The sequence below is a fragment of the Epibacterium sp. ABZ3_068 genome (genome assembly GCF_056159265.1).
The window spans coordinates 33,473-57,339 of the sequence record NZ_JBSWUV010000003.1 but is presented as its reverse complement, the minus strand read 5'-3'; the positions used below and the strand labels follow the sequence as shown (position 1 = coordinate 57,339).

Below are 23,867 nucleotides of genomic sequence, written 5' to 3'. Positions count from 1 at the left end.
CACGGATTTGCCAGTTTGGAAAAGCTGACAAAATCATGCAAAAGAGCCCTCGCCCCATGGTGTCTTAAACCTTCGAAATGCTCATTATTCTGTAATTGGCGTGATACCAGAGGCTGACAAACGTCACTGGCTGTGCGTCGTTCCAAGTGGCGCGGTCGAGTTGCAGAAGAGGCGTTCCAATCGGCGCGTTCAGGTAATCTTGCTGCAATTCTTTGGCAGGGACTGACAGAATCGACAATTGTGCGGTTGTGTAGGGTATATTTTCCAACAGCCACTCATTTGCAGAATGGGTTGCAAAATCAATTGTCTCTGCATTGGGGACAGCCTCAAGACAGATCCACCGGTCTTCTAGCGCATAGGGGGTACCGTCTTTCAGGTGAACACTGCGGAGGTACAGGGCCTCAGCCTTGTCCGGCAAAGAAAGCGCAAAATTGACGTTAAGCGGCGGTTCCTCGATCTTTGACTCAAGAAGGCGATAGCCATAGGCCCCGCCCTTCTCTTCGATTTCCTGCCGAATAATCTGGATGTCGATAACGGTTTTGCCACCCGGATGGCGCGCGACACGTGTTCCAGAGCGCCGTTTGCGTTCCAGAATACCATCTTCAGCCAGATGCCGCAGAGCCCGGTTAACGGTTGTTCTCGCGCATCCGAACTCCTGCGCGAGATCCGCTTCGTTTGGGATCAGATCACCCGGCTTCCACATCCTGGCGCGAATGCGCCTTCTCACTTCTTTTTGAATGGACTGCCAAGTGTTGAAATCCGACTGTTCGCTCACGCGTCTACCCTTAGCGCTTTTATCGCATCGCGATAGGATGACTCAATCGCGTCGCGATTGACGTGCTGCCCGTTTGTCACCATGTGGCGACCTGCGGACCAAACATCTGTAACCACTCTGTCGTCCCGTGCAAAGGCGAAACTGTCCAGCAGCCGGTCGCCTTCCAGGCCAATGAGATCAACATGCCCCGTGTCCAAGGCCATAAGATCCGCCCAAAGCCCCACCTGCATCGCGCCAGTCTGACGCCCGGCGCTGGCGGCCCCGCCCGCCAAAATGGCATCAAAAATTCTGCGACCGGTTGAAGAGTCCTGTGTCGCAAGTGCCGCACGACTGCGGTCTCTGAGGCGTTGGGAATAGTCAAGTGTGCGGATTTCCTCAGACAGGGAAATGCGAATATTGCTATCTGATCCAATGGCAATACGCCCGCCGCCACCCATCCAACGCAGCCCGTCAAAGATACCATCGCCAAGGCTCGACTCTGTTATTGGACACAGCACCGCGGTTGCCCCGGTCTGCGCGAGCGCCTCGGTTTCATGGGGCATCATCTGGGTCAGATGGATAAAGTGCCAGCGGTTGTCAGGCGCAATATTGTCCAACACCCATTCCACCGGACGCCGCCCCAATTGGGCTGTGACCTCGTCCACTTCGGCAATCTGTTCGGCAAGATGCATGTGAATAGGCCCTTCTGGAAACAGCCTTTCAATCTGTTTCAGATCCTCAGGCGCCACAGCGCGCAAACTGTGCGGTGCAACACCGCTCATCCAGTCTTTGTGGCCAATGGAAATGGCTTGGCGGCACTCTTCCGCGAGCCGCACAAAACGATCCAGATCGTTGCCAAAACGGTTTTGCCCCGCCGTCAACACCCGCTTGTCGAGGCCCCCGAATTGATAGTGAACGGGCAGAAGCGTCAACCCAATCCCAGTATCTTTAGCTGCTTCGATAATGCGCAATCCCATTTCAGCCAATGTTGCATAGGGATGTCCCCCTTGGCCGTGATGCAGATAATGAAACTCTACATTGGTGGCATAACCGGCTTCCAGCATCTCCATTTGAACATAGGCGGCAATCGCCTGCACTTGATCCGGAGTAAGCGTGTCAAGAAACTGGAACATCAGCCGACGCCAGCTCCAGAAGCTGTCCTTGCTGTCCTGACCGCGCATTTCCGTCAAACCCGCCATCGCGCGTTGAAACGCATGTGAATGGGAATTTGCAGGAGCGGGCAGCAGGCAACCAACCCGATGACCGGTGGGGTGTTGCCCGGTTTTGACAGAGAAAATCCGTCCGTCTTCGGTGACCTCAACCAACACATCCCGCTGCCAGCCGCTGGGAGTTAATGCGCGGTCCGCCCAAATTTTTTGCATTTTGCCCTCTTGACTTAAATTTACACTTATTGCCCTTATGTATGCACATAATGAACATATGCGCAAATGGTGTTTGTTCGCCAATTCTTGTTTCTGGAGGTCAGAACAGCATGCTACTGCACAATCTGAATGCCGCCACATTTGCGGGGACTGGCCCATATGGGATGGTTGAAGACGCCGCGATCCTTATTGAAAACCAACGTATCTCCTGGTGCGGACCGCTGGCCGATGCCCCTGATTTCCAGGGTCAACGCCATGACCTTGGCGGCCGTTTGGTGGCTCCGGGCTTGGTGGATTGCCACACACATCTGGTTTTTGGCGGCAACCGCGCCAAAGAGTTTGAACTGAGGTTGAACGGCGCCAGCTATGAAGACATTGCACGCGCAGGTGGCGGGATCATCTCCACCGTGACGGCAACCCGCCATGCCAATGTGGATGACCTGGTGTTCTCCGCCCTTCCACGCCTGGACGCATTGATTGCCGAAGGCGTTTGCACCATTGAGATTAAGTCCGGTTATGGGTTGGCGATCGAAAGCGAACTGACTATGCTGCGCGCCGCCAGACAGTTGGAAGAGCTGCGCGATATTCGGGTTAAAACCACCTATCTCGCAGCCCATGCTGTTCCGCCAGAATATCAAAACCGTGCTGATGCCTATATCGACGAAGTCGTGCTTATAGGGCTTGAGAGGGCGCATTCCGAAGGGCTTGTAGATGCTGTGGACGGGTTTTGCGAAGGCATCGCCTTCTCACCTGCGCAGATCGAAAGGGTGTTCCAAAGCGCTCAGAGACTTGGCCTACCGGTAAAACTGCACGCTGAACAGCTGTCTCACCTTGGGGGGACAGCTCTGGCCGCGCGGTATGGTGCGCTGTCGGCCGATCACGTTGAATATGCAAACGAAGAAGATGTTGCGGCTCTGGCGCAGGCCGGAACCGTGGCGACCGTTTTGCCCGGCGCGTTTTACACGTTATGTGAGACACAAGCGCCCCCGATTGCAGCCTTTCGCAGACATGGCGTTCCGATTGCACTTGCAACAGACGCGAACCCAGGTTCGTCCCCGCTGACCTCGTTGCTATTGGCAATGAATATGGGCTGCACGCTTTTTGGCCTGACGCCCGAAGAAGCCCTGCGCGGAACCACCCAAAACGCCGCACGTGCTCTGGGATTGGCGGACGCCGGTCAGATCTCCGTCGGCAAGCGCGCGGATCTGACGGTTTGGGATGTCTCCCACCCGGCTGAGCTTGCCTATCGTATCGGCTTCAACCCGCTTCATGCCCGCATTTTTAATGGAAAGATCGACACATGATCCTAATCCCTGGTCAAACATCATTGAAAGAGCTTGAAACCGTCTGGCGCGCGCCAGGTGCACTGACGTTGGATCCCTCGGCCTTGCCAGCTGTCGAAGCGGCGCATGCGCGTGTCCTGAAGGCGGCCGCGGGCGCGGATCCGGTTTATGGCGTCAATACAGGTTTTGGCAAACTGGCCAGTCTCAAGATTGCAGCCAAAGACACGGCGACCCTGCAACGCAACCTGATCCTCTCCCACAGCTGTGGCGTTGGTGAACCGCTTGAAGCCAATACCACGCGGCTGATGATGGCCCTGAAACTTCTGAGCTTGGGCCGTGGGGCTTCTGGTGTCGCACTGCAAACGATCCGGCTGATTGAAGGAATGATTGCAAAGGACGTGACCCCCCTTGTGCCGGTTCAGGGGTCGGTGGGGGCGTCCGGTGATCTTGCACCGCTTGCACATATGGCCGCCGTTATGATCGGCGCCGGTGAAGCCGAGTTTGACGGGCAGCGGTTGCCGGGTGCAGAGGCCTTGGCCAAAGCCGGGTTGGGACCTGTCGTATTGGGCCCCAAGGAGGGGCTTGCGCTGATCAACGGCACCCAGTTTTCAACCGCCTGTGCACTGGCGGGCCTTTTTGAGGCCTGGGGCTTGGCAAAAAATGCAATTGTAACCGGTGCCATGTCGACCGATGCCATCATGGGCTCCACAGCACCGCTTCATCCGCAAATCCATGCCTTGCGTGGCCACAAGGGGCAGATCGACGTTGCCAGCGAAGCCCGTCGCCTGCTGCAAGGATCAGAAATCCGCGAAAGCCATCGCGATGGCGACAGCCGGGTTCAGGATCCCTATTGCATCCGCTGCCAGCCACAGGTCGTTGGCGCCGCAATTGATCTGCTACGGTTCACTGGACAAACGCTTGAAATCGAGGCCAACGCGGTCACCGATAACCCGCTTGTTCTGTCGGACACGGATGAGATCATCTCGGGCGGGAATTTCCACGCAGAACCGGTTGCTTTTGCCGCCGATCAGATCGCTTTGGCGATCTCTGAAATCGGAGCCATCGCGCAACGTCGCATCGCAATGATGGTTGATCCGGTCCTGAGCCACGATCTGCCTGCGTTCCTGACGCCCAAGCCAGGCCTGAACAGCGGATTTATGATCGCTGAGGTGTCAACCGCCGCATTGATGAGCGAGAACAAGTTTCTGGCCAACCCTTGTTCAACCGATAGCACGCCAACCTCCGCCAATCAGGAGGATCATGTGTCCATGGCCGCACATGCCGCGCGCCGACTGAAGAAAATGAACGCCAACCTGTCGACGATCTTGGGCGTCGAAGCGCTTTGCGCCGCACAGGGGCTGGAGGCACGCGCACCACTCGCAACAGCGCCTGCATTGGCCCAGGTCAAGTCGACCTTGCGTGCAGTTATCCCACCTCTGGAAGACGACCGTTACATGGCACCGGATCTGATCGCCGCCAGCGCGCTCGTAAAATCCGGTGCGCTAACAGAGGCCGCCGGATGCGAGGTCGCGCTATGAAACCGGTGGAGATCGAAGTTTCAGAGGCGCAGAGCCCGCTCATCCTTGGGCTGCCGCATACCGGCACGGAGGTGCCCGACGACATCGCTGAAGGGTTTAACGAAACCGGCCGTGCCCTGGCCGATACCGATTGGCATATTCATGAGCTTTACGAAGGGCTGGTGGACGCAACAACTGTGCGCACGTCGATCCATCGCTATGTCATTGACGTTAATCGGGATCCCAGCGGTGCCAGTCTTTATCCCGGACAGAACACCACCGACCTGTGCCCTGTAACGGATTTCGAAGGCCGAGAGATCTATGTGGATGGAGCCGCTCCAGACAGGGCCGAGATTGAACGGCGCCGCACGCTTTTTCACGCGCCGTATCATGCAGCGCTGGAAACGCAGATGCAGCGTGTCAAAGCGCAGTTTGGTTTCGCCGTGCTGTATGATTGTCATTCCATTCGCAGCAACATCCCCTTTTTGTTCCAAGGGCAACTTCCGGATCTGAATGTGGGCACCAATTTCGGCGCCACATGCTCCCCAGAGCTGGAAACCTTGGTCTTTGATGCCTGCAACGCGTCGCCCTATTCCAATGTCCTGAACGGCCGGTTCAAAGGCGGTTGGACCACGCGCCATTACGGCCGACCGGGCGAAGGGTTCCACGCCATTCAGATGGAACTCGCCCAATCCACTTACATGATAGAGCACGCACCCTGGACGCCGCTGCCGGATCGCAGCCGCGCTTTGCGGGCTGTGCTCAAACCTATTCTCGAAGATCTGATCCAATGGAGGCCCGTATGAGCAATCTGCGCCACAACAGCCGTGACATTTTTCCACCCACAGGACCGGAGCTGAACGCAAAAAGCTGGATGACCGAAGCACCGCTGCGCATGCTGATGAACAATCTGCACCCGGATGTTGCGGAAAACCCTCATGAACTGGTGGTCTATGGCGGTATCGGTCGTGCGGCACGCAGCTGGAAGGATTTTGACCTGATCGTTGACAGTCTGAAAGATCTGGAAGCCGACGAAACTCTGGTTGTGCAGTCCGGCAAGCCGGTTTCGATTGTCAAAACCCATGTTGATGCTCCGCGCGTGCTGATCGCAAACTCCAACCTCGTGCCACATTGGGCCAATTGGGACCACTTCAACGAATTGGATCGCAAGGGCCTGATGATGTACGGTCAGATGACGGCCGGATCCTGGATATACATTGGCTCCCAAGGCATTGTGCAAGGCACCTATGAGACCTTCATGGAAGCGGGTCGCCAGCATTATGGTGGCAGTCTCAAAGGACGTTGGATCCTGACCGGTGGCCTCGGTGGAATGGGCGGTGCCCAGCCTTTGGCGGCTGTGATGGCCGGGGCATGCTGTCTGGCGGTGGAATGTGACGAAAAATCCGCCGACTTCCGGCTACGCACACGTTATGTCGATGAAAAAACCCATTCGCTGGACGAAGCTCTGGACATGATCGACCGCTGGACCAAGGCAGGTGAGGCCAAATCCGTGGCGCTCATCGGGAACGCGGCAGATGTTTTCCCTGAGATCCATAAACGAGGGGTGCGCCCCGATATTGTGACCGACCAGACGTCGGCCCATGATCCGGTGAATGGATATCTGCCGCAGGGTTGGAGCGTCGCTGAATGGCGCGCCAAGGCGCAAAGCGCGCCAAAAGAGGTCGAAGCCGCGGCACGGGCCTCGATGAAAGTGCACGTAGAAGCCATGGTCGCCTTTCATCGGGACGGCGTGCCGACAGTTGATTACGGCAACAACATCCGCCAAATGGCGCTGGAAGAAGAACTGGAGGATGCCTTTGCGTTTCCGGGCTTTGTTCCGGCCTATATCCGCCCGTTGTTTTGCCGTGGGATCGGCCCGTTCCGCTGGGTAGCATTGTCGGGCGACCCCGAGGACATCGCCAAAACAGATGCCAAGGTCAAAGAGCTGTTGCCGGACAACCCGCATCTACACAATTGGCTCGATATGGCAGCGGAGCGGATCGCATTCCAAGGCCTGCCGGCGCGGATCTGTTGGGTCGGCCTGGGAGATCGCCACCGTCTGGGTCTCGCCTTTAACGAGATGGTCGCCAATGGTGAATTGAAAGCACCGGTGGTGATCGGCCGTGATCATCTGGACAGCGGCTCGGTAGCTTCACCCAATCGCGAAACCGAAGGTATGATGGATGGATCAGACGCCGTGTCGGATTGGCCGCTCCTGAACGCCTTGGTGAACACAGCGTCCGGTGCAACTTGGGTGTCATTGCACCACGGCGGCGGCGTTGGCATGGGGTTCAGCCAGCACGCCGGTGTTGTGATCTGCGCGGATGGTACCCCCGAAGCGGCAAAGCGTCTTGAGCGTGTCTTGTGGAACGACCCGGCCTCCGGTGTGATGCGCCATGCCGATGCCGGATACGAAGAGGCAATCGAATGTGCGCGTGTCAATGGTCTTCGGCTTCCCGGTATCCTTGGCGCTTGATCACAACCAAGCGGGTCCCCTCCCGGCCCGCCTGTGACACCGGCCTCGCGGAACTAGATTTCGCGCGGCCTCGACGCCCTGCTATTCCAAGGCCAGTTCCCGGTCTGATGCTCGGTTGGGGAGCAACGGCCCATGACGACCAGCTGCTGGGATGGCCTGAAACAGGAGTTTAACCTGTCTGTTGCGCCAAAAGAGCCGTAAATCAACGCAGTAACCGCATTCCACCTGTGGTCAGAAAGAATTTCTGCTGTCAGAGTGATCCAACATGCACAGCGCGACGTAAACGGGGTATGTTGATGTCCACGCTCGACCCACCTTCGGCCGATCAGGAGCCGCATCCGTTTGAACCGGATGCGGAAAAAACCGCCTGCAAACCGGCCTTCTCGCGGGAAACTCAGTGGATGATGGCCGTGCGCGATCAGCGCGACCGCAGCGCCTTTGCGCAGCTGTTTGATCATTTTGCCCCCCGTCTGAAAGGGTTTGTGATCCGCTCTGGCATCCCTGCCGCCAAGGCCGAAGAAGTGGTTCAGGATGTGATGCTGACCGTATGGCACAAGGCTGCACAATTTGATCCGCATCGGGCGCAGGTGTCTGCCTGGGTCTATCAGATTGCGCGCAACCGGCAAATTGACGTGATGCGGCGCGACCGACGCCCCATGCCAGAAGAGCTGAAAGAAGATCCCGGCGCAGAGCCGGACGCAAGCCAGATCCTGGCGGTGGAGCAAGAGGCCAAGCATCTGAAATCCGCCCTGTCCCGTTTGCGGGCTGAACAGCGCGATGTCATCGAAAAAGCCTATTTGGGTGAACTGTCGCATCAGCAGATCAGTGAGCAGACAGGGCTGCCCTTGGGCACCATCAAATCCCGGATCCGCTTGGGGCTGGACCGGCTGAGACATGAATTGAAGGACCTCAAACCGTGAGCGTCACCCGTCATCATATCCCGGATTCAATGCTGGCAGCCTATGCTGCCGGAACCTTGCCGCAGGCCTTTGCTGTTGTTGTGGCCACGCATATCTCCATGTGTACATCCTGCCGTGCCGCCTTTGGCGCGCATGAGGCGCTGGGGGGAGCGGTGTTGGAAACTCAGCAGGCGGTGGCCGTTTCGGACGGTTTGAAATCGGATATTCTGGCCCGGCTGGATGATCCTTTTGACGTGCCGCCCGTTCCGACGCGCGACGGGATCTTCCCCGGCCCGGTTGTCGACGCCATGCAGGGACGCGCGCCAAAGTGGAAAAAACTGGGCATGGGCGTGCGACAGGACATCCTGTTTGGGCAAAAGGACTGCTCCCTGCGGTTGCTATATATCCCCCCCGGTCAGGCTGTGCCGGATCATGGCCACAACGGGCTTGAAATGACATTGGTGCTGCAGGGCAGCTTCAGCGATGAAACCGGCCAATTTGGGGTTGGAGATGTGGAAATCGCGGATGAAACCCTGGAACACACTCCCGTCGCTGATCTTGGTGAGCCCTGCATCTGTCTGGCCGCCACAGATGCGCCTCTGCGGTTCCGCGCCTGGACGCCACGCCTGTTGCAGCCGCTGTTCCGTATCTAAGACCCGGTTCTAGCGGCCACGATAGACCAGCCAATCCGGCAACAGTGCAAACAGACGGATGCCCCAGGAAAAAGGCGCCGGAAAATCGCAGCGAAACCGGCGACGGCCCATGGCGCGCACCACATGCCGCGCTGCCCTTTCAGGCGTCATTAGCATTGGCATCTTGAAATCATTCTTCTCTGTCAGACGGGTGCGGATAAAACCGGGATTGACCAACCGGACGGTCACGCCGCTGGCCTTCAGGTCATGTCGCATGGTTTCTGCAAGACTGACCAGACCCGCCTTGCTCGCCCCATAGCCAATGGCCGCAGGCAAACCGCGATAGCCCGCAAGCGAGCCGACCAGCGTGATTTCTCCGGCGCGGCGCCTCACCATATCTGGCACCACCTCTCCCAGAACGCGCAGCGCCCCGACAAAGTTCACATCACACATCAAAAGGGCGGCATCGCTGTCCCAATTTGTGGCGCGCATCGGCTCATAAGCGCCCGCGTTATATATCACATGATCCACGGCCCCCGCATCCTGCGCGGCGCGGCGCACCGCATCAAGATCGGTGACATCCATGGGTAAAACACGTGCATCAGGAAGATCTGCTGCCAGATCTTGCAGGCGCTCTGCGTTGCGTGCGGACAGGATCACCTGCGCACCCAGATCTGACAATTGCCGGGCCAAGGCGCGCCCCAAACCCTCGCTTGCGCCAATCAGCCACATGGTTTGCCCCGCGTGACGGTTCATTCGGCGGCCTGTTGGTCTGTGTGTGAACCGGACAGCAAATCCTTCGGCGGTGGCTGACGTTTCAGAAACGGAGCGCGTTTCAGGAACAGGATCCCCGCCTGCCAATGGATCAAGGCCAGAACACGTGCCGCGCCAAAAGGCCGACGCACAGCCGCCCAGGCCAGCGAAGCCATCCGCGCCGGCGCCCGCTCACCCTCTAACGTGGCAAAAACCCCGTCGTCGTCGTTTTCATAAAGGATCCGTATGCGGAATTTGTCAGCCCGCCAGTCCATCGCAAACCGATACCGTCCGCTGATCGTCTGAAAGGGCGACACATGCATCAGCTTTTGCGCCTCCAGACGGTCCTCTGGCGCGATGGTGCGAAAATCCTCATGCGCGCAAAAGTAACAATGGCGTTGGCCAAAGGTGCTGTTGACCTCGGCCACAAAGGCGCAGGGTTGCCCACCGCGCATTGCAATCCAGAAGCTCACCGGATTGAAATGGAACCAAAGGAAACTGGGCTGGGTCAACAAACGCAGCTCCAGCTCATCGGCAGGCAACCCACGCGCGGCCAGCACATCGCGGAACCATCTCACCCCGATCCCATCCCCGCGCCGCCCGCCGTGATGGCGATCATGCACCGACCACAGATTAAACCGGTTGCGCGACATCAGCGCGGGCACCACCGGATTTTCGAGGTCGCACAGGACAAAATCCACCCCATAGGTAAAGGCATTGTGGATCTCGCCACGGCGCGCGTGAAAGGTTTTGGCTTGAATATGTTCCATCATGATACTGACGATACGCGCCTTTGCCCGGATCAGATCACAAATCCTGCTAAATTCGCGCATTGCTTATTATCGAATGTGATCCAAAGCCAAAGGCGCATCGTAACATCTCTAAACCAAAGCCAAAAAGGGGACGTGATGTTTGACCAGACGCAGAGGCCACGCAAAAGGATCGCCGTCATTGGCGCGGGAATATCGGGCCTTTCGGCCGCCTACTACCTGTCCCCCCACCATGATGTGACCCTGTTTGAAGCCGCGCATCGCCTGGGCGGACACGCTCGTACCGTGATGGCTGGCAAAACAGGCCAGCAACCCGTGGACACCGGTTTTATCGTGTTCAACTATGCCACCTACCCCTATCTGACCGCGCTGTTTGACGAACTTGATGTGCCGGTGATGAAAAGCGAGATGAGCTTTGGAGCCAGCATCGACAACGGGCGGCTTGAATATGGGCTGAACACGCTGTCGACGCTGACAGCCCAGAAAAGCAACCTGCTGCGCCCGTCATTCTATCGTATGGTCGCCGACATCCTGCGCTTTGGTCGCAATGCCGAAGCCGCGGCACATTCGGACGAGATGACAATTGCCGAACTGGTCAAGCAGCTGCGGCTCAGCGACGGGTTCCGCGATGACTATCTCTTGCCGATGTGTGGCGCGATCTGGTCCACGCCGGTGCATGAGATCGACCAGTTTCCCGCCAGGTCTCTGGTGCGGTTCTTCCGCAATCACGCCTTGCTGGCCGGGTCACAGAAACATCAATGGTGGACTGTCCAGGGCGGTAGCATCGAATATGTCCGCCGTCTTCATACGGCGCTGGAAAAACGCGGCTGCCAGATCCATGTGGCCACCCCGGTCAAGGAAGTCCGTCGCGACCCCCTGGGTGTTACCCTGCATCTGTCCGAAGGGATCACCCATAATTTTGACGAAGTCGTTTTTGCCTGTCATTCGGATCAGGCCCTACAGATCCTCGGCCACCACGCTTCGGCCCAGGAAGCCACGGCACTTGGTGCGATCCGCTACCAGCCCAATACGGCGGTTCTGCACAGTGATCCCAGCCATATGCCCCAGCGGCGCAGCTGTTGGTCCAGCTGGGTCTATCGCTCTCAGGCCGGGCGTATCGGCGTGACCTATTGGATGAACCGCCTGCAGAATATCCCTGACACAGATCCGCTGTTTGTCACCTTGAACCCCACAAACGACATTCCGGACCATCAGGTTTACGATCAGGTCGAATTTGCCCACCCGGTCTTTGACCAATCCGCCCTGGCAGGGCAACGCCAGCTGCGCGGCCTTCAGGGACAGAACCGCACCTGGTTTGCCGGAGCATATAACCGTCACGGTTTTCATGAAGACGGGATCAACAGCGCCATGCAGATCGTCAAAGCTCTGGCCCCCGGCGCGATGGCCGCGTCGGTTCTGGCAGAGACGTGAGCACCGCAACACCAGATCGGCTGCTCTACCCCCGAGTCAGCCTATACGCCGGGATGCTGGCTGCGGCCGGACTGCCGCTTTACATCCACCTGCCGCGCTTTGCCTCGGTTGAACTGGGTGTCGGGCTTGGCAGTCTGGGCGCTTTGCTGCTGGTGCTGCGCCTGGTCGATCTGGTTCAGGACCCGGTCCTGGGCTGGATGGTCGACCGCTGGCCCAATGCCCAAAGCCTGTTTGCCGGGCTTGCCGCAATGGGGTTGATGATTGGCTTTCCCTTGTTGTTTTCACGGACCAACGGCGGGGCAACCCTGTTGCAACTGGCCTTGATTCTGATTCTGCTGTTTTCGGCCTATAGCCTTGGGATGATACTGCTTTATGGGCGCAGTGCGACGCTTGCCAGAACCAAAACCTCCAAAGATCTGGTGACCCTGGCTGCCTATCGTGAGGCCGGGATGCTGGCTGGGGTTGTTCTGGCCGCCAGCGCCCCGGCAGCATTGGCTGGACTGGGGGCTGCACGGGCTGGCTATCCGGCCTTTGGCTGGGCGTTGGCCGTTCTGGCAGGGCTTGCGCTGATCCTCACACGGTCCGCATGGCGGCGCCCGGTACACCCCGCAGCGCGTCCATCCCTGCAGGGGTTGATGCAATCCGGCGCCGTTTTGTTACTTGTTCTGGCGCTATTGAACAGCCTGCCCGTTGCAATGACGGCAACTCTGTTCCTGTTCTTTGTCGAAGACCGGATGTCCCTGAGCGGGCTTGCCGGTCCCTTGCTGATCCTCTTCTTCCTCAGCGCCGGGCTGAGCGTGCCAATCTGGACCCGGATCAGCCGATCCGCAGGGGTGCGACGCACTCTGTTATGGTCCATGCCGCTTGCCATTCTCTCTTTCCTCGGCGCCGCCGCACTGGCCCCCGGACAAGCGCTGGCCTTTGCGTTGATCTGTATGACCTCTGGCGCGGCACTTGGGGCGGATATGGTCCTGTTACCCGCCTTGTTCTCGATTGTGCTCACCCGCGCGGGGCTGCAGGCGTCACTGGCCTTTGGACTCTGGTCTTTTGCTGGAAAACTGGGCCTGGCGCTTGCCGCATTTGCCGTTCTGCCCCTCTTGGCGTTCTACGGGTTTGAACCCGCCCAACCCAATGACACACGGGCCCTTATGGCGCTTTCAGTCGCCTATTGCCTTATCCCTTGCATCCTGAAACTCGGCGCCTGGACCATGGTCTGGTCGCTGCCCAAGGAGACACCCTCCTCATGAAACTCCTGACTGCTGTTCTGCTGCTCCTGCTGCTGTCCATCGTAGCCCGCAATCTGTTCTTTGGGTTTCGCAGCCAATCCCCGAATGATTACGCCGGAACCGGGCCCGCGTTTTCCATGACCGAGCATCTGAACGGGGAAATCCTCTCCGAGGGGCTGATCTACGGCCCCACAGGCCGCGTCACCAACAGCTTTGTCGCCCGGATGGAGGGAAGCTGGGACGGAAACCAGGGGATTTTGCGCGAAGCCTTCACCTATTCCAACGGAACAACCCAAAACCGGGAATGGCGCTTAACCCTTGCGGCCGACGGCAGCTTTACAGGGGAGGCCGACGATATTGTGGGAACCGCCACCGGCCAGATTTCCGGCTCTACAATTATGATGACCTACAAAATCATCCTGCCCGAGGCCTCCGGCGGCCATGTTCTAAACGTTACGGATTGGCTCTATCTGACCGAAAGCGGCGTGATCATGAACCGGTCGGAACTGCGGAAATTCGGAATAAAGGTCGCCGAGCTGGTGGCCAACATGCGACCAGCCACCGAGAAATAGAAATCAAAAACAACGCCTTGCGCGGATCAGACAGCTATCACAGGAACTTCAAAGGCAACGTGAATGAATACTGATTGAGCTGCAGCTTCTTTGGGGCCTTGGGAAAGCGCTTTACCGATCTGACGGCCTGCAAAGCGGCCTTGTCGGCCTCAGCAACGCCGGATGACTTGACGATCTTATGCGACAAAAGCCGCCCGTCACGCGAAACGGTAAACTGGACCACAGCCGTCACTGCCTTGACCCCACGGGGGGTGCGTTTGCGCCGCGAAACGGCGCTGCGCACTTTGGAGCCCCAGATATTCAACAGTTTCTGCCGTTCTCCACTTGAGTTGGTTGCAACCTCTGCCCGACCGTTGGTGCCTGCTTCGGAACGGCCGCCGCTGCCGGCCGAACGCTGCTCTGCCCGGCCCGCCGAGGTCTGTTCGGCGCGAACGGCTTCTTTGATCTCAGGCTCCGGTTCGGGAGTTGGCTTCTCCGCCCGCTCTGGCTCTGGCTCTGGAGGAGCCGCCGGCGCAGCAGTCTCCAGAACAAGCTCTTCCTGTTCCTTGGGCTGAAACAGGTGCAGCTGTGATGGCAACTCTGGCGCCTGGGCCAATTCGAACTGCACCGCTTGCGGCAGGGTTGCAGATGGCGCGTCAACAGGGGACAGTTCCGCAACCGGCTGCAAGGGCACATCCACGGGACGTTCCCAGCTTTTGACCAAAGCCGCCACTGTTGTAGGAGCCGCGGTAATGGAGATCATGCTATCGCCGCCTTGACCGCCCGCCTGGCCGCCTTCGCTGGCAGACAGGGCAAACCCCGCCACCAGAACCAAAATGGCCAAAGCCGAAAAGACAATCGCTTCGATCCAGGTTTTCATTTGGGAACAACCACCAATTCGACTTGACCCACCTGCGCTTCAGCCAGGGTGCGCAGCAATTTTGCAACCTTCACCGCCTCAATCGACCCATCGGTGCGCAGTTGCACAGGTGTTTCTGGATCAACCGCCGTTGTCAGCGCAGCCAGCGCCGCCTCTCCCCGAAGGTCCTCATAGGCAAGCTCCCCGTTCTTGTCGGCGTATAACACCCGCTCACCCTTGGGTTCGCGATCGGTCCCAGCCTGCGGGAGATCCAGTTCAAAAGGGTCAGGTTTCGCCAAATGGGAGGTCATCAGGAAGAAGATCAGCAGCAAAAACACCACATTGATCATCGGCACGATGCTCTCACCCCGGGGGCGCTTGGGCTCAAGTTCAAAATCCATCGGCTCATTCCACCAAAACAACAGACGTAAATCCGGCCTGTTCCAGGATCTCAGTCACCTCGACAATACGTTGCAGGCTGGCACCATCTTTGCCGCGCAGGATCAGAATGTCGGTCGGGCTTTCCATCAACGGGGTCACCGCAGCAACCAGATCCTCGGTCACAAGACCATTGAGCGCGACCCCTTCGGGCGCGACGTCGATCAGCCGCGGCGGCCCGTCATAGGTTCCGCCTTGCACCGCCAGCGGCAAGGGCACCACCGCGTCCAGACCAAAACGCGACGCCAGCATAAAGAACACCAGCAGCAGGAACACCACATCAATCATGGGCGTCAGGCTGGGTTTGCGACGGACCCGGACCGGCGGAGCAAACTGCATCGGATTATTCCGCAGCCAGCGCCAAAGTGTGTTCCGGAACGGTGGCCACAAACAAACGGGTTGCCGCGTCTTCGACATCCCGACGGATGCGATCAATCACCGCCTCGAACCAGGTCAGCGCAGCAGAGGCCGGGATGGCGACGGCCATACCCGCCGCCGTGGTCAAAAGCGCCTCCCAGATGCCCCCGGCCAAGAGCGCGGGATCGGCCTTGGATCCTGCGGCCTGCAAAGCCTGGAATGCGGCGATCATGCCCAATACGGTCCCAAGCAAGCCCAGCAACGGCGCGATGGTCGAAATCAGCTCAAGCGCGCCCAGACCCGCCCGTGCCTTGGCCAATTCGCCCTTGGCCACACGACCCACTTCTTCGCGGGCCTTGTCTTCCGGGAGATCGCGCAACGCAAGCAGCCCTGCCGCAACCACTTTGGAGCGCACACCCCGGCGGTGGTTGACAGCCGTCAACGCTTGTTCAAAGGCACCGTGCTCAAAGTTTTCCACCGCGCGCCAGGCTTTTCCCTTGGACCAGGCCCCCAACAGCGCCAGTCGCCAGACCTTCCACAGGATCAAGGCCAGCGTCACAACCGCCAAAGCGGCAATCGCCCAGATCGACGGGCCTCCGTCTTTTAGGAACTTCAACGCACTCTGCGCAGCCGCTTCAGCCCGGTTTGTCAGGGTTTGTGGTTCAACAGTGCCCTGCAGAACCGGTGTTTCAGGCTCTGAGGTCGACGCGCTCTCTTGTGCGGTGACAGGTTGCGAGGTTTGTTCACCTGCGACCGCATCGCCCTGCTCTGCTGCCAGCACCGGATTTGAGGCCACAGACTGGGTCGGAGACTGGGCTAAAGGTTTGGCCAGAGGTTGGTCCGCAATCGCGGCAGAATCCGCCGCACCTGCCAATGGGGTCACAGGATCAGGCGTTGCCAGCGTCGGGGCCGCGATGTCAGGCACCACCGGTGCCGCCGTCTGAGCAGACAATCCGCTCCCCACGATCACAAGAAAAAGGGACGCCATCGCGCCAGCGCAGAACCTGAACATGTTGTCTCCAATCCAACCGTCCCAGCGCAAGATCCCTGCGCGGGCGCGTAAAATAATCATGTTGGCTGGAGCACCGCCCACACAGAAGAGACGGCCTATCTAGCTGTGACCATAACCGGGCGGTCAGTGAACGTTTAACACACCGGCACTGCCTATTTCTCCCGAGTTATTTAGTCAAGTTTAATCAATCAAACCCATCCTTTGCAAGCCTCGTCGCCTGTTTGCCAAGCTAGGCGGCTCCAAGGGTCACTCTCCCAGCCGTTTGGCCCGTGCCACAGCTGCCGCCAAACCCGCTTCAAGCGCGTGGGCAAATCCGGCTGACTGCGCCGCGTTCAAACCCGCCGCAGTGGTGCCGTCATAGTCGACAAACTCGCGCACCACCTGGGCTGCATCTTCTGCATTGGGCGCCAGCCGAGGCGCATCACAGATCACATTCTTCACCGCCGCAGCTGCGACGCCTTCCGGCAAACCCTGCTGAACCAGAAAGGAGAACATCGTTTGGGCCATCAGCGCAGGCCAGGCCGGTCCGGCACCCGAGGTTGCGGTAATCAGATCCAGCTGGGCTTCATCCCGCAGCTCATCCTCGGTGCCGATGGTTTGCAACAGGCCCCGCACCCGCGCCTTGTCTGCGGCGCTGACATATTCGCTGGCCACCCAGGGCGAATAGGATCGCCCGATCTCAGCCAAGGCATTTGGCATCACGCGCACCGCATGGGCACCGGTGGTTGCAAGGTCAGACAGGCCCACACCCGCCATAAAGGAGAGCAAGAGCTTTCCCTTCGCCTCAAACGGCAGATCCGGCCAATCCTGCGGCCGAACCGAGACCACGATCACGTCGCATTGCGCCGCCAGATCCGCAGCGGTTTCCGGCCAAACCACGCTGTGACCAAAGTAATCAGCTTGTGGCCCCCGCCGATTCAGAATTGCCAAATCCTGTGGAAGAACAATCTCTTGTTCGATCACAGCCTGCCCCAAAGCGCTGCCAAGCCAACCGGTGCCGCCAATTATGCCAAGTTTCATATCATACCTTCGTCGTCTCTGTGACGGGTGAACCGCACTTGCACAATGTGAGAGCAGACCGCCCCAACTGAACCGGATACGGGCCCCGCCTCCGACATCATGGCTGCGTCAATTGGAATTCGTCGCTGTTCAGCCGCGCCGCAGCAAAGTTCAGAAAGGCGCGGACCACGCTGGCCTGTTCCGCATCCCGGCTGGTCAGAATCCCCAGCCGCATGACCCGGTGATCGCCGGTCAGCGGCAAAACAACCAGGGGCTTACCGTCCGGCGCGTGATCATTCAGCAGGCGGATATTGGCCAAGGAATAGCCAAAGCCATTGGCAACCAGACTGCGCATCACCGACATATCGCGGGTGCGTTCAGTGACATTGGGGCTCAGACCTTGCGCTGTGAACAGCGACAGGAAGTAATCCGCGCTGAATGGCAGATCCAACAAGACCATCGGCAACGGGCCAAGCTCGCCAAGGGTCACATGGGCCCGCCCCGCCAGCGGATGCTCTGCCCCGACCACCGCATAGGGGGGCAGATCCACCAGCGGCGCAAACTGCAGATCCGCCGGGATATTTAGATCATAGGTGATCGCCAGATCCACCTCTCCCTGACGCAGGCTGCTGAAGATCTCGGACTGGTTCAATTCCAGATTGCGCACCCGCACCTCTGGGAATTCAACCTCAAAACCTTTGCGCAGGGACGGTAGAATCACCTGGGCAAAGGTCACCAGACAGCCGATGGACAAAGGGCCACGCGGCACACCTGCAATATTGCCCGCCAGATCATGCATCCGCTCGGCCTCGGCCAGAACCGTTTTGGCCTGTTCCAACATGCGCCGCCCAGCCAAAGTCAGCGACAGGCCATGGGCATGTTGGCGCACAAACAGCGGCAGGCCGAATTCGGCCTCCAACTGCTGGATCGCGGCTGAGATCGAGGGGGAGGAGACATTGACCCGCTCGGAGGCCAGCGCAATGGAGCCGCATTCGCCCACGGCAACGAAATATTCCAGCTGCCGCAGCGTATACCTTAGCATCGCGCCCTTCCTGTGTCCCTGCCCCTACAGTTTATACTTGATCCAGGTGGTCTTCAACGCGGTGTATTTTTCCAGACTGTGCAGCGACAGATCACGGCCAAAACCAGACTGCTTCATGCCGCCAAACGGTGTCTGAGCGGACAGCGCATCCACCGTGTTGACCGAGACGGTCCCAACATGCAGCCGGTCTGACACCCGCAAGGCCCGCGACAGGTTATCAGTCCAGACCGAAGCCGCCAGGCCATATATACTGTCATTGGCCATGGCGACGGCCTGATCCTCGCTGTCAAAGGGAACGATGGACAGGACGGGGCCAAAGATCTCATCCCGGGCCAGCGGATCATCATGGGCAACGTCGTCAAAAATAGTCGGCTGTACAAAACACCCTTTGCCATCCACCGTGACGCGCGCACCACCTGTAACCAGATTGGCGGTCTCTTTTCCTGCCTCAACACAGCGCATGATGCCTTGGGTTTGCGTCTCGTCCACAATTGCGCCCATTTTCGAAGCCGGATCCAAAGGGTCCCCCGGCTGCATGGCCTCGGCGCGGGCGATCATTTTCTCCACAAAGGCGTCCTTGATTGAACGTTCCACATAAAGGCGCGAATTGGCGGAACAGACCTCCCCTTGATTGAAGAAGATGCCAAAGGCGGCCATATCCGCCGCCGCATCCAGATCCTCACAATCGGCAAAGATCAGGTTCGGAGATTTGCCGCCAGTTTCGGGCCAGACCTGTTTCAGGTTTGACTGACCGGAATATTCCATGAACTTTTTGCCGATGGCGGTAGACCCCGTAAAGGCCAGACAATCCACATCCATATGCAGACCAAGCGCCCGCCCAGCTGTTGCGCCAAAGCCCGGCACCACATTCAACACGCCATCGGGCAGTCCGGCCTCGGATGCCAGCTCCGCCAGACGCAGCGCGGACAGAGGCGATTGCTCTGCCGGTTTCAGAACCACGGAATTGCCAGCAGCCAATGCGGCGGCGGCTTTCCAGGTGGCCATGTCCAGCGGGAAGTTCCAGGGCGTTACCGCCCCGACCACGCCCAGAGGCACACGGGAGACAAGCGCCAGATCGCCGGGACCTGTAGGGGCAACCTCGTCATACAGTTTGTCGATGGCCTCGGCGTACCATTGGAAGAAATGCGCAGAGCCCGGCGCGTCGATGGTGACGGCATCCTGTACCAGCTTGCCCATGTCCAGACTGTCCAGCAACGCCAGTTCCACCAGGTTGTCGCGGATCAGGTCAGCCAGTTTCAGCAGCACTGCCTTGCGATCGCCCGGTGCCATACGCGACCAGCGCCCCTCCTCAAAGGCACGACGCCCGGCGGCCACCGCCCGGTTCACATCCTCAGCATCGCATTCTGAAACCTCAGCCAGTACCGCACCGGTGGCCGGGTTTACCGAAGCAAAAGTCTTGCCCGAGGCGGCGTCGACAAATTTGCCATCAATAAAGGCCTGATGGCGAAAATTCATCTGCGCTGCGTGGGTTTTCCAGTCCTCATACGTCAAATCAACCATGGTCTTATTCATCTCCCGGCACGCCATAGGACGGCGCTTCGCGCGGGTCGAGCGCACGCTGCACATAGGCGTCAAGTTGCGGTTTATAGATCTCCCAAGCGGTGGCGACGGCCTCGATCGGGCAGTCCTCGCTCCAGTCACAGCGCAGATCGGCCACGGGCCAGCTGACCCGATCGACGATTTTCAGCCCTGCGGAATGGACCGGACCGGCCTCTCCGCCCGCTGCAAGCCCGGCACGCAGGGCCGCAATCAAACGGTCGCCGATATGTCCCGATGCAGACAGGTAGCCATCCACAATCGCCTGCGGCACCGCCGCATCCGCCAGAAGGTTTCCCCCAGATGCCACATTTTCGGCGCGCGCTTCGCTCCAGATCCCCAGCGCGTTGGGGCCGGAATGGATGGCGGTTCCCCCCTGCCCGTCCACCACCAGCACTTGCCGATAGTCGATAAAGGCCCCGCGCGCCTGAACCTCGGCCAGAGCCTCAGCCGCGGATTTGCCCTGTTCCATCAGATCCAGCGCCAAAGGACCAAGCGTCGGATCGGTCACATTCTGCGAGGCAACTGCCCCCACACCCGCACGGGCGTAGGAGCAGCGCGCGGCAACGGCCGGGGAGGAAGAGGTAATTGCAACCCCGAACATGCCGGTTTCAGCGCAGCGCGCCACCAGTGAAAACGTCATGGGCTTACTCCGGGATGACAGCGGTGGCGTCGATTTCCACCAGCCATTCGGGTCGCGCCAGCGCCTGCACGACCAACCCGGTCGAGACCGGATGCACCCCTTTGATGTATTCCCCCATGGTGCGATAGATCGCCTCGCGGTGGCGGACATCGGTGATATAGACCACCACTTTCACCAGATGCTCCATCGAACCGCCGCATTCCTCGATCAGCTGTTTGATGTTCTGCATCACCTTGTGGGTCTGCTCGACCGGATCATGGCTGTCGATATTGACCGCATCGTCCAGGTTCTGCGGGCATTGGCCCCGCATATAGACGGTCTTGCCTCCGGTGGTGACCACCGCCTGACACAGATCATTGTCCAGGTTCTGTTCGGGATATGTGTCGCTGGTATTGAACTTGCGGATACGGGTATGGGCCATGTGCGGGGCTCCCTGTCATTATATATAGGATGTGTTGTTACTGTGACGATGTTTCAAATGGCGCGCGATAGGCCTGGTAGCTGCGCTGAATTGCGATCTGATCCGCGATATGTTTCGCATCATGCCAGACGCCCCAGATAAAGCTGGAGCCGCGTCGGGACTGCCAGGGCAGGCCCAGGAAATAGACGCCGGGTTCAACCGAGACGCCACGCTGGTGGCGAGGTTTGCCCTGATCATCAAAGGCAGCGGCCTGAAGCCAGTCAAAATCCTGGCGAAACCCGGTGGCCCACAGGATGGTGGTGATCCCTTCGCGGGCCAGATCCAAACTGCGCAGCGGCGTGGTCAGGCAATCCGGGTCCGGAAATTGGCTGCGCGCCTCGGGCTCTTCGGGCAGCTCCAGAGCATTCCGCCGCACATAGGCATCCGCCGCATCCAGCATGGCCAGATAATCCGCATCCCCCCGTGCGATGTTGCCCTGCAGGTCGTCGGCAATGGTCAGCACGCCCCCGTCACACCCTTGGGTCATGCCCAACAGCGTTACACCATCCTGCGCCAGACGCCGGAAATCCATGGTGCGTCCGCCATAGGCGCCGCTGACAGAGATGGTGACATGTTCGGTGCCAGGTTTCATGGCTGCCAGATCCCACAGCCCCAAAACGCCAAGCCACCAGACAAAGTCGCGTCCGCGATAGCTGCGCGGCGGGCGGTCATGGGGACCAACCGACAGGAAGACCCGCCGCCCGGCCCGGCGCAGCTCTTCGGCGATCTGGGCACCCGATGAGCCCGCCCCCACCACCAGAACAGCGCCTTCTGCCAGTTGATCCGGGTTGCGATAGTCAAAGGAATGCATCTGGGCGACCGGCGTTTCGGCGGGCACAATCGGCGGAATGACCGGATGCTGAAACGCACCGGTAGCCGCAACAATCCGCTGGGCGTTGATCACACCATCGGAAGTTTCCACCCGAAAACCGGACCCGTTTTCCCGACGCTCTGCCTTCAGCACTTCCACCCCGGTGCGGATCGGCGCTTTGATCATCCTGGCATAGTCCTCCAGATAATCCGCAACCCGTTCTTTGCCGGGAAAGGCATCCGGCGCGACATCGTCAAACTGCATATGGGGGAAGCGGTCATGCCAGGCGGGACCATTGGCCACCAGCGAATCCCAGCGGCCTGACCGCCAGGCCTCGGCGATGCGGTTTTTCTCCAGCACAATATGGGGCACGTTCTGGTTTGAAAGATGCTCGCTCATGGCAATGCCAGCCTGTCCACCGCCCACAACCAGCGTATCTGTTTTTTCTATCGACATTGCCTGTCGTGCCTCCTGTCCGGACCAAAGGGTTGCACAAGGCTTACTGCTCTGCGAAAGGCGCATAAAATACACATTGAAAAACCATGGCTTCGGAAAAGCCTAAGTCATTTGTGCAATGCGCAGCCTCTCCGCCTGTAGATTCTGGCTCCGCATAGGCAGAATGAGAGGTCACAGCCGATTTTTGACTGTTCATTAGGCAAAAATCCTGACTTTCTGCGCGTATCCGGATCTGAGCACCTGCACTGTTGACAGGAAAGTGGGTCGCAGATGTATCATTTGCACACTAACAAAAGTGACCCAAGTCGCTAAGCTGAACCAATGGGAGACATCATGTTTAACAAATTCTTCGCTGGGATCGCCGTGGCGGCTGGTCTGGCGCTCACCCCTTTCTTTGCCCACGCTGAAGGGGAGATTGTGGTTGGGGAAATCAACTCATATACCCGCCTTCCGGCCTTTACCGAACCCTACAAGAAGGGCTGGCAGCTGGCTCTGAAAGAGATCAATGACGCCGGCGGCATCAATGGCAAGACGCTGGTGATCAACAGCCGCGACGATACCGGGGATCCGGCCACGGCCATCCGCATCGCCGAGGAAATGGTGACCAAGGACGGCGCGGTCATGATCTTTGGCACTTTCCTGTCCAACGTCGGTCTGGCGGTTGCGGATTTTGCCAAACAAAAGGAAATCCTGTTCCTGGCCTCTGAACCGCTGTCCGATGCAATTGTCTGGTCCAATGGCAATAAATACACCTATCGTCTGCGCCCCTCGACCCATATGCAGGCTGCCATGCTGGCGGAACAGGCGGCCAAATTGGACGCTGTAAAATGGGCCACGGTTGCGCCGAACTATGCCTATGGTCAGGATGCGGTCAAAGCGTTCAAATCCGAACTCTCCCGTCTGCGCCCCGATGTGGAATTTGTCGAAGAACAATGGCCCCCGATCTTCAAGATCGACGCGGGCTCAACCGTACGCGCGCTGGAGCAATCCAAACCCGACGCGATCTTTAACGTGACCTTTGGCGGAGATCTGGCGAAATTCGTCCGCGAAGGTTCGTTGCGCTATTTGTTTGACGGTCGCGAGGTTGCGTCCCTGTTGACCGGTGAACCCGAATATCTGCTGCCGCTGGGAGGTGAGACGCCGGATGGCTGGATTGTAACCGGCTACCCGGGCACTGATATTCAGACCGACGCGCATAAGTCCTTTGCCGCGGCCTATGAGGCGGAGTTTGGCGAAGCGCCCAAAACAGGCTCTGTTGTGGGGTATAATTCAGTTCTGGCCATTGCCGCCGCGCTGACCAAAGCCGGATCCACCGATACGGACGCGCTGCTGGCTGCGATGGACGGGCTGGAAGTCGCCTCCAGCCCCACCGGACCCTTTATGTTCCGCGCCGCCGATCACCAGTCTACCATGGGTGCCTATGTCGGCAAAACGGCCTTGGTCGATGGTGCGCCGAAACTGGTGGATTGGAACTATGCCGCCGGTGAAAACTACCTGCCCTCCGAAGAAGAGGCCGCAAAACTCCGTCCGGCAGAATAACCTCTTCCCTGCCTGACCCG

The 23,867-nt window shown here is 59.0% G+C and carries 24 protein-coding genes; 10 read left to right on the top strand and 14 right to left on the bottom strand.

What is annotated here, in order from left to right:
* Positions 1 to 64: 64 nt before the first annotated feature.
* Positions 65 to 775, bottom strand: a complete 711-nt coding sequence (locus ACXAEW_RS21170) for a GntR family transcriptional regulator (protein ID WP_474943325.1) — start codon at positions 773 to 775, stop codon at positions 65 to 67.
* A complete protein-coding gene (locus ACXAEW_RS21165) occupies positions 772 to 2,136 on the bottom strand; it encodes a formimidoylglutamate deiminase (RefSeq protein WP_474943324.1) in 1,365 nt (454 codons plus the stop codon). The genes ACXAEW_RS21170 and ACXAEW_RS21165 overlap by 4 nt, the downstream gene beginning before the upstream one ends.
* Positions 2,137 to 2,246: 110 nt before the next feature.
* Here ACXAEW_RS21165 and hutI point away from each other — a divergent pair, with 110 nt between their 5' ends.
* From hutI to ACXAEW_RS21135, 6 genes are all read left to right on the top strand, one after another.
* On the top strand, positions 2,247 to 3,440 hold the full coding sequence (hutI, locus tag ACXAEW_RS21160) for an imidazolonepropionase (RefSeq protein ID WP_474943323.1): 1,194 nt from the start codon (positions 2,247 to 2,249) through the stop codon (positions 3,438 to 3,440).
* Positions 3,437 to 4,957 carry a histidine ammonia-lyase gene (gene hutH, locus ACXAEW_RS21155; RefSeq protein ID WP_474943322.1) on the top strand — a complete coding sequence of 507 codons (1,521 nt, stop codon included), beginning with the start codon at positions 3,437 to 3,439 and terminating at the stop codon, positions 4,955 to 4,957. Before hutI ends, hutH begins: the two co-directional genes overlap by 4 nt.
* The gene (hutG, locus tag ACXAEW_RS21150; RefSeq protein ID WP_474943321.1) at positions 4,939 to 5,742 is read left to right on the top strand and encodes an N-formylglutamate deformylase; all 804 of its coding nucleotides are present in this window, start codon (positions 4,939 to 4,941) and stop codon (positions 5,740 to 5,742) included. Before hutH ends, hutG begins: the two co-directional genes overlap by 19 nt.
* The gene (hutU, locus tag ACXAEW_RS21145; protein WP_474943320.1) at positions 5,739 to 7,412 is read left to right on the top strand and encodes a urocanate hydratase; all 1,674 of its coding nucleotides are present in this window, start codon (positions 5,739 to 5,741) and stop codon (positions 7,410 to 7,412) included. The genes hutG and hutU overlap by 4 nt, the downstream gene beginning before the upstream one ends.
* Before the next feature lie 290 nt (positions 7,413 to 7,702).
* Entirely contained in the window at positions 7,703 to 8,332 is a 630-nt protein-coding gene (locus tag ACXAEW_RS21140; protein WP_474943319.1) for a sigma-70 family RNA polymerase sigma factor, read from the top strand.
* The gene (locus ACXAEW_RS21135; RefSeq protein ID WP_474943318.1) at positions 8,329 to 8,964 is read left to right on the top strand and encodes a ChrR family anti-sigma-E factor; all 636 of its coding nucleotides are present in this window, start codon (positions 8,329 to 8,331) and stop codon (positions 8,962 to 8,964) included. The genes ACXAEW_RS21140 and ACXAEW_RS21135 overlap by 4 nt, the downstream gene beginning before the upstream one ends.
* A gap of 9 nt (positions 8,965 to 8,973) precedes the next feature.
* Here ACXAEW_RS21135 and ACXAEW_RS21130 read toward each other — a convergent pair whose 3' ends face one another.
* Together ACXAEW_RS21130 and ACXAEW_RS21125 are read right to left on the bottom strand one after the other, a co-directional pair.
* Positions 8,974 to 9,699, bottom strand: coding sequence for an SDR family NAD(P)-dependent oxidoreductase (locus tag ACXAEW_RS21130; RefSeq protein ID WP_474943317.1), 726 nt, complete (start codon positions 9,697 to 9,699; stop codon positions 8,974 to 8,976).
* On the bottom strand, positions 9,696 to 10,529 hold the full coding sequence (locus tag ACXAEW_RS21125) for a DUF1365 domain-containing protein (protein WP_474943316.1): 834 nt from the start codon (positions 10,527 to 10,529) through the stop codon (positions 9,696 to 9,698). Before ACXAEW_RS21125 ends, ACXAEW_RS21130 begins: the two co-directional genes overlap by 4 nt.
* Before the next feature lie 75 nt (positions 10,530 to 10,604).
* On the opposite strand from ACXAEW_RS21125, the gene ACXAEW_RS21120 reads away from it, so the two are divergent.
* From ACXAEW_RS21120 to ACXAEW_RS21110, 3 genes are read left to right on the top strand one after another with little or no spacing between them, the layout of a single operon-like run.
* A complete protein-coding gene (locus tag ACXAEW_RS21120; protein ID WP_474943315.1) occupies positions 10,605 to 11,897 on the top strand; it encodes an NAD(P)/FAD-dependent oxidoreductase in 1,293 nt (430 codons plus the stop codon).
* Between the two features lie 20 nt (positions 11,898 to 11,917).
* A complete protein-coding gene (locus ACXAEW_RS21115; protein ID WP_474943444.1) occupies positions 11,918 to 13,144 on the top strand; it encodes an MFS transporter in 1,227 nt (408 codons plus the stop codon).
* Positions 13,141 to 13,695 (top strand): DUF3833 domain-containing protein, encoded by a 555-nt coding sequence (locus tag ACXAEW_RS21110; RefSeq protein WP_474943314.1) that lies wholly within the window; start codon positions 13,141 to 13,143, stop codon positions 13,693 to 13,695. Before ACXAEW_RS21115 ends, ACXAEW_RS21110 begins: the two co-directional genes overlap by 4 nt.
* 37 nt (positions 13,696 to 13,732) lie before the next feature.
* Here ACXAEW_RS21110 and ACXAEW_RS21105 read toward each other — a convergent pair whose 3' ends face one another.
* The 10 genes from ACXAEW_RS21105 to ACXAEW_RS21060 form a co-directional block, all read right to left on the bottom strand.
* A complete protein-coding gene (locus tag ACXAEW_RS21105; protein ID WP_474943313.1) occupies positions 13,733 to 14,554 on the bottom strand; it encodes a TonB family protein in 822 nt (273 codons plus the stop codon).
* A complete protein-coding gene (locus ACXAEW_RS21100; RefSeq protein ID WP_474943312.1) occupies positions 14,551 to 14,934 on the bottom strand; it encodes an ExbD/TolR family protein in 384 nt (127 codons plus the stop codon). Before ACXAEW_RS21100 ends, ACXAEW_RS21105 begins: the two co-directional genes overlap by 4 nt.
* Before the next feature lie 4 nt (positions 14,935 to 14,938).
* On the bottom strand, positions 14,939 to 15,310 hold the full coding sequence (locus ACXAEW_RS21095) for an ExbD/TolR family protein (RefSeq protein WP_474943311.1): 372 nt from the start codon (positions 15,308 to 15,310) through the stop codon (positions 14,939 to 14,941).
* Positions 15,311 to 15,314: 4 nt separating this feature from the next.
* Entirely contained in the window at positions 15,315 to 16,340 is a 1,026-nt protein-coding gene (locus tag ACXAEW_RS21090) for a MotA/TolQ/ExbB proton channel family protein (RefSeq protein ID WP_474943310.1), read from the bottom strand.
* Between the two features lie 246 nt (positions 16,341 to 16,586).
* Positions 16,587 to 17,360, bottom strand: a complete 774-nt coding sequence (locus ACXAEW_RS21085) for a pyrroline-5-carboxylate reductase family protein (protein ID WP_474943309.1) — start codon at positions 17,358 to 17,360, stop codon at positions 16,587 to 16,589.
* Between the two features lie 97 nt (positions 17,361 to 17,457).
* Positions 17,458 to 18,381: a LysR family transcriptional regulator gene (locus ACXAEW_RS21080; protein WP_474943308.1), complete on the bottom strand. Its 924-nt coding sequence runs from the start codon at positions 18,379 to 18,381 to the stop codon at positions 17,458 to 17,460.
* 24 nt (positions 18,382 to 18,405) lie between these two features.
* Positions 18,406 to 19,902 carry an aldehyde dehydrogenase gene (locus ACXAEW_RS21075; protein ID WP_474943307.1) on the bottom strand — a complete coding sequence of 499 codons (1,497 nt, stop codon included), beginning with the start codon at positions 19,900 to 19,902 and terminating at the stop codon, positions 18,406 to 18,408.
* Positions 19,903 to 19,906: 4 nt separating this feature from the next.
* Positions 19,907 to 20,581 (bottom strand): DUF1028 domain-containing protein, encoded by a 675-nt coding sequence (locus ACXAEW_RS21070; RefSeq protein ID WP_474943306.1) that lies wholly within the window; start codon positions 20,579 to 20,581, stop codon positions 19,907 to 19,909.
* Positions 20,582 to 20,585: 4 nt separating this feature from the next.
* On the bottom strand, positions 20,586 to 21,002 hold the full coding sequence (locus ACXAEW_RS21065) for a RidA family protein (RefSeq protein WP_474943305.1): 417 nt from the start codon (positions 21,000 to 21,002) through the stop codon (positions 20,586 to 20,588).
* A 37-nt stretch (positions 21,003 to 21,039) separates the two neighbouring features.
* Positions 21,040 to 22,308 (bottom strand): flavin-containing monooxygenase, encoded by a 1,269-nt coding sequence (locus tag ACXAEW_RS21060; RefSeq protein WP_474943304.1) that lies wholly within the window; start codon positions 22,306 to 22,308, stop codon positions 21,040 to 21,042.
* Positions 22,309 to 22,641: 333 nt separating this feature from the next.
* Between ACXAEW_RS21060 and ACXAEW_RS21055 the strand changes: the two genes are divergently transcribed.
* Entirely contained in the window at positions 22,642 to 23,847 is a 1,206-nt protein-coding gene (locus ACXAEW_RS21055; RefSeq protein ID WP_474943303.1) for an ABC transporter substrate-binding protein, read from the top strand.
* Positions 23,848 to 23,867 lie beyond the last annotated feature (20 nt).

Coding starts and splice junctions, on each gene's coding strand:
- ACXAEW_RS21055 (WP_474943303.1), top strand. CDS start 22,642: ATGTTTAACAAATTCTTCGCTGGGATCGCCGTGGCGGCTGGTCTGGCG.
- ACXAEW_RS21105 (WP_474943313.1), bottom strand. CDS start 14,554: ATGAAAACCTGGATCGAAGCGATTGTCTTTTCGGCTTTGGCCATTTTG.
- ACXAEW_RS21140 (WP_474943319.1), top strand. CDS start 7,703: ATGTTGATGTCCACGCTCGACCCACCTTCGGCCGATCAGGAGCCGCAT.
- ACXAEW_RS21110 (WP_474943314.1), top strand. CDS start 13,141: ATGAAACTCCTGACTGCTGTTCTGCTGCTCCTGCTGCTGTCCATCGTA.
- ACXAEW_RS21085 (WP_474943309.1), bottom strand. CDS start 17,360: ATGAAACTTGGCATAATTGGCGGCACCGGTTGGCTTGGCAGCGCTTTG.
- hutG (WP_474943321.1), top strand. CDS start 4,939: ATGCGAGGTCGCGCTATGAAACCGGTGGAGATCGAAGTTTCAGAGGCG.
- ACXAEW_RS21090 (WP_474943310.1), bottom strand. CDS start 16,340: ATGTTCAGGTTCTGCGCTGGCGCGATGGCGTCCCTTTTTCTTGTGATC.
- ACXAEW_RS21075 (WP_474943307.1), bottom strand. CDS start 19,902: ATGGTTGATTTGACGTATGAGGACTGGAAAACCCACGCAGCGCAGATG.
- ACXAEW_RS21080 (WP_474943308.1), bottom strand. CDS start 18,381: ATGCTAAGGTATACGCTGCGGCAGCTGGAATATTTCGTTGCCGTGGGC.
- ACXAEW_RS21065 (WP_474943305.1), bottom strand. CDS start 21,002: ATGGCCCATACCCGTATCCGCAAGTTCAATACCAGCGACACATATCCC.
- ACXAEW_RS21100 (WP_474943312.1), bottom strand. CDS start 14,934: ATGGATTTTGAACTTGAGCCCAAGCGCCCCCGGGGTGAGAGCATCGTG.
- ACXAEW_RS21165 (WP_474943324.1), bottom strand. CDS start 2,136: ATGCAAAAAATTTGGGCGGACCGCGCATTAACTCCCAGCGGCTGGCAG.
- hutH (WP_474943322.1), top strand. CDS start 3,437: ATGATCCTAATCCCTGGTCAAACATCATTGAAAGAGCTTGAAACCGTC.
- ACXAEW_RS21130 (WP_474943317.1), bottom strand. CDS start 9,699: ATGAACCGTCACGCGGGGCAAACCATGTGGCTGATTGGCGCAAGCGAG.
- hutU (WP_474943320.1), top strand. CDS start 5,739: ATGAGCAATCTGCGCCACAACAGCCGTGACATTTTTCCACCCACAGGA.
- hutI (WP_474943323.1), top strand. CDS start 2,247: ATGCTACTGCACAATCTGAATGCCGCCACATTTGCGGGGACTGGCCCA.
- ACXAEW_RS21060 (WP_474943304.1), bottom strand. CDS start 22,308: ATGTCGATAGAAAAAACAGATACGCTGGTTGTGGGCGGTGGACAGGCT.
- ACXAEW_RS21095 (WP_474943311.1), bottom strand. CDS start 15,310: ATGCAGTTTGCTCCGCCGGTCCGGGTCCGTCGCAAACCCAGCCTGACG.
- ACXAEW_RS21120 (WP_474943315.1), top strand. CDS start 10,605: ATGTTTGACCAGACGCAGAGGCCACGCAAAAGGATCGCCGTCATTGGC.
- ACXAEW_RS21070 (WP_474943306.1), bottom strand. CDS start 20,581: ATGACGTTTTCACTGGTGGCGCGCTGCGCTGAAACCGGCATGTTCGGG.
- ACXAEW_RS21125 (WP_474943316.1), bottom strand. CDS start 10,529: ATGCGCGAATTTAGCAGGATTTGTGATCTGATCCGGGCAAAGGCGCGT.